Raw genomic sequence first — 428 nt, forward strand, 5'->3', positions numbered from 1 at the left:
TATTACAATTAATACTTCTCACATCGAATATGACACACCAATTCGTCACTACGCACACGTAGATTGTCCAGGTCACGCGGATTATGTTAAAAACATGATTACCGGTGCTGCACAGATGGACGGCGCAATCTTAGTAGTTGCTGCTACAGACGGCCCAATGCCACAGACACGTGAGCACATCTTGCTTTCACGTCAAGTAGGCGTACCTTTCATCATCGTATTCATGAACAAATGTGACATGGTAGATGACGAAGAATTACTAGAATTAGTAGAAATGGAAGTGCGTGAGCTTCTTTCAGAATACGACTTCCCAGGTGATGATTTACCAGTAATTCAAGGTTCAGCTCTTAAGGCACTAGAAGGCCAGCCAGAGTGGGAAGCAAAAATTCTTGAGCTTGCAGAAGCCCTAGATACTTATATTCCAGAAC

General features: G+C 43.2%; 1 protein-coding gene. It reads left to right on the forward strand.

Going from position 1 to position 428, the window contains the following annotated elements; translation table 11 throughout:
* On the forward strand, positions 1–428 hold a 428-nt coding region (locus AAEY72_RS14230; RefSeq protein WP_352311148.1), incomplete at both ends, for a GTP-binding protein.

This window comes from Psychrobacter sp. W2-37-MNA-CIBAN-0211 (genome assembly GCF_040309405.1).
GTDB classification, from domain to species: domain Bacteria; phylum Pseudomonadota; class Gammaproteobacteria; order Pseudomonadales; family Moraxellaceae; genus Psychrobacter; species Psychrobacter glaciei.